5 protein-coding genes are annotated in these 3,466 nt (G+C 51.9%); 2 read left to right on the forward strand and 3 right to left on the reverse strand.

Annotated elements, in window-relative coordinates; genetic code table 11:
* Positions 1-777 precede the first annotated feature (777 nt).
* Both RM811_RS13610 and RM811_RS13615 read right to left on the reverse strand, forming a co-directional pair.
* Entirely contained in the window at positions 778-1,209 is a 432-nt protein-coding gene (locus tag RM811_RS13610) for a flagellar basal body rod protein FlgC (protein ID WP_402525194.1), read from the reverse strand.
* Between the two features lie 13 nt (positions 1,210-1,222).
* A complete protein-coding gene (locus RM811_RS13615; RefSeq protein ID WP_402525197.1) occupies positions 1,223-1,600 on the reverse strand; it encodes a flagellar basal body rod protein FlgB in 378 nt (125 codons plus the stop codon).
* Between the two features lie 96 nt (positions 1,601-1,696).
* On the opposite strand from RM811_RS13615, the gene flgA reads away from it, so the two are divergent.
* Both flgA and RM811_RS13625 read left to right on the forward strand, forming a co-directional pair.
* Positions 1,697-2,482: a flagellar basal body P-ring formation chaperone FlgA gene (gene flgA, locus RM811_RS13620; RefSeq protein WP_402525199.1), complete on the forward strand. Its 786-nt coding sequence runs from the start codon at positions 1,697-1,699 to the stop codon at positions 2,480-2,482.
* Positions 2,483-2,500: 18 nt separating this feature from the next.
* Positions 2,501-2,884: a hypothetical protein gene (locus RM811_RS13625; protein WP_402525201.1), complete on the forward strand. Its 384-nt coding sequence runs from the start codon at positions 2,501-2,503 to the stop codon at positions 2,882-2,884.
* Between the two features lie 169 nt (positions 2,885-3,053).
* On the opposite strand, the gene RM811_RS13630 is transcribed toward RM811_RS13625, so the two are convergent.
* Complete coding sequence (locus tag RM811_RS13630; protein ID WP_402525204.1) at positions 3,054-3,419, reverse strand: hypothetical protein; 366 nt, start codon at positions 3,417-3,419, stop codon at positions 3,054-3,056.
* Positions 3,420-3,466 lie beyond the last annotated feature (47 nt).

Below are 3,466 nucleotides of genomic sequence, written 5' to 3' on the forward strand. Positions count from 1 at the left end.
CTTCTAAAAACAATAACATTGTCGCTTTACTTTTATGGACCGATTTATCGGTCCATTTTTTTATTTTTAATCTCGTTCCCACACTCCTGAGGCTGTAGTTGGCTGCCAATCTGGCGCCGTGGCCGCTGACACGATTTCCAACGATTGACGTTTTTCGTGGGCGTTAAGGAACAGTCCTTTAATAACTTCCCAATTTAGAAATCGATCTCCGTTCATCCTGAGCGCCCTTCGACTTCGCTCAGGATGAACGGACGAAGGGTATTTGGCACAATCTTGTCATAGGCCTGGAGTTCACGCCCTTCGACAGGCTTCAGGACGAACGGGTATGAACGTATCCTGAAATAAGTTCCCCATTTGCCAGTAGATTAGGCGTTTGTGAAATAGCATCATCGTACACCGTGCCGGTTGGGTTTTCCCGCTGTCATTCCGTACAGGGATTGTACGGAATCCACCTGGCAGGGATAGCCATCTATCCGGGTTTCCACATCCCTGTGAGATGGATCCTGTACATTCCCTGTACAGGATGACAGTGGGTGGAATATCTCAGACCTCTGTCATTCCGTACAGGGATTGTATGGAATCCACCGGGCAGGGATAGCCATCTATCCGGGCCTCCACTTCCCTGTGAGATGGATCCTGTACATTCCCTGTACAGGATGACAGTGGGTGGGAAATCTCCGCCACCTGTCATTCTGTACAGGATGACAGTGGAGTTAGTCGTTGCCACTTCCCAAAGAGCCTCAGCTCATCTGAAGAGTGAAGATATCTCAGCGTTTCTTAAAGAGCGATCAGCTCCAGCACCTGCCCCTGCATCTGCCGGGCGCTATTAAAGACGGTCACCGCCGCATCAAAGTCCCGGGCCGCTGACATCATGGTGGCCATCTCTTCAACGGTACTGATATCCGGATAAAATACCTCCCCCTGGTCATTGGCCAGGGGATGACCCGGTTGATACCGAACCTGGGGTGCACCATTCTCTTTAACAATCCGGGCCACTTCTACGGCAAAGGCTGGAACGCTATTGTCCGGGGATGATGCACTGACTGGCAGTGGCCGGGCCTGAAGCAAAGCCCGACCCGGCTGCAGTACTTCCGATGCTGATGCAGCGGGCACGCCACTGTAGGATAAGGCTTCGGCCACCAGCCCCAGGCGGGTTGACTGGGCCACCATGGCATAGCCGGACATTTGCTGAATGGTCTGAAAACTCATGGATTTTTCCTGTTTAACGCCCGGCGATTACTTTATCAAGCATGGTTAAACGTTCCCGAACCAGGGCAAGGCTGATATTGAAACCGGCCATGGCCCGGGCCAGTTCCGCCTGTTCCATGGGCAGGGAAACATCGTTACCGTTTGCCGAGGTATTGTCTCCGCTATTTCTCAGTGTGAGGTTCGTTTCTGGAGTTAATTTGTTAGAGATATGTCGTTTATTGGTTAGGGCCAGGCCTGCCAATGCTTCTGTCAGCTGCAGATTAAAGCCCATGGCCCGGTAACCGGGAGTTTCTGAATTAAATACATTGCCCGACTGCACGGCAATCTGCGTGCTGCGCAGTTGCGTCATGGTCGGGTGAATGCCGAGAGCTGCTTCAAATGACATCAACATGAACGATAAAAACCGTCTATTTTCAGTTCAGGTTTAAGTTGAGTTCAGGGTAGTACACGAATGTCGTGCATGCATTTTTGTTCACTGACGAAAATTATGTTTATCAGGAGGCTGCCTGATTTACTCTTGCTTTCGTTGATCTTGTCTTTCGTGCCCTGCGATGCTGGTGGCCATCAGCAGGATGAGAGGATCGCTGCGCCAAAAGATACTGCTGACAGTCGTACGTTTACCGTCGTTTATCAATACCTGCAGAAGCAGGCAGACAGGCAGGCTGCTCAACGGCGGGGTCGACAGGTCAGCATTATCCTGTTGCAGCGGGAGCGCTGGCAGCAGTTGCCGGATTGCCCGGTGATGCCGGATATCCGGCTTTCTGAACTGACGGCCGGTGGCAGGGTCAGTATTTTCCTGGTCTGCCCGGTTATTGATGAGGTAACTGATGAGGTGGCTAAGGGGTGGAAACAACGTCTGTCTGCCCAAATCGACTTTGTGGTTCCGGTGCTGGTGGTCGGCAGGGATCTGGCCAGGGGCGAGGTACCTGGTCACCTGCATGCGGAGGAAAGGGCTTTCAGCTCAGTAAGGCAGGGGTTATTTCACCATCCCCGGGAGCTCGACGGGTATGTTACCGTGCGACCGGTCAGGGCTGGCACCATCATGACTGCGGATCTGGTTAAAAAGGCGGTGGTTGTGCGCCGTGGCACACCGGTAACCATTATCGCCAGCTCTGATACGGTAACATTAACCACCAGTGGCATTGCCGCAGATAATGGTCGTATTGGTGATATTATTCCGATTAAAAAAGACAATGGACGTGTTATCCGGTGTCAGGTGATGAATGCCAGGGAAGTACGCCCTGCCGCCACCGGGGGCAACCATTCTCCATAGGTATGTATAGGTATGTTTATGAGTCATCGGCTGGAGCAAACCCTGAGCCTTTTACAACAGCTGGAATCCCTGCTGCAACGTCAGGGTAGGGCTCTGGTGTCGAGGAATGTGGATGACATTGCCAGGCTCTCTGCACAATGTGCCGATCTCTGCCAGAAGTTAAAGGCGTTATCTTCGCCGGAGGATGCTCTGGTTGTTCAGCAGCAGGATACCGACTGGCCTGATGTAATCAGGCTGGCCAGGGCTTGTCAGATATTGCACAGGAACAACAGTGATAGTCTGACCCGGTTGTCTGTCTGTTGTCAGAAACTTACTGACAATTGCAGGGGGGCGCCGTTGTCTTATGGTAATTTATCGACTGTCGTCTATAAAAACGGCCCCAGGTCGTTATTCAGAATTTGACAGTGATATTTCCTCCCTCTGTCATCCTGTACAGGGATTGTACAGGACCCATCTCACAGGGAAGTGGATGCCCGGACAGATGGCTATCCCTGCCCGGTGGATTCCGTACAATCCCTGTACAGAATGACAGAACCGCCAATGACAAAGCACCCAATGACAAATAACAAAACTAAGAAGCAGGCAGACTGCGCAACCGTTTCAACCGCTGTTGCCGAATCCGGGCGATATCTGCCATTGCTTTTATAGCGGTCATTTGCTGGCTTCGGACGTCAAGACACTGTTGCAGGTTGGTTAACAGCTGTGCACGAAATACCGAACCATTATTGAGTTGAAGTCCGCGCAGTAGTGGGTGAGCGGTACCGGGAGACCGATGTGAGGAGAAAAGAGGCGTCGTGATCAGCTGGTCCAGTGCTTCAATCAGCATATTTTGTTTTTCCAGGTCCGCAAGCCCCTGTTTGATATCAGACAGTTGCTGCTGGTGCTGTAACTGTTCCAGCCGGATCAGCCGGTTCAGTAGTCGATGGCTTATGGCCATGGCCGGAATCCTGAGTGGTGATCAGTTGTTTGAGGTGGTGAATACTG

It is taken from the genome of Endozoicomonas sp., assembly GCF_031844845.1.
Lineage (GTDB): Bacteria > Pseudomonadota > Gammaproteobacteria > Pseudomonadales > Endozoicomonadaceae > Endozoicomonas.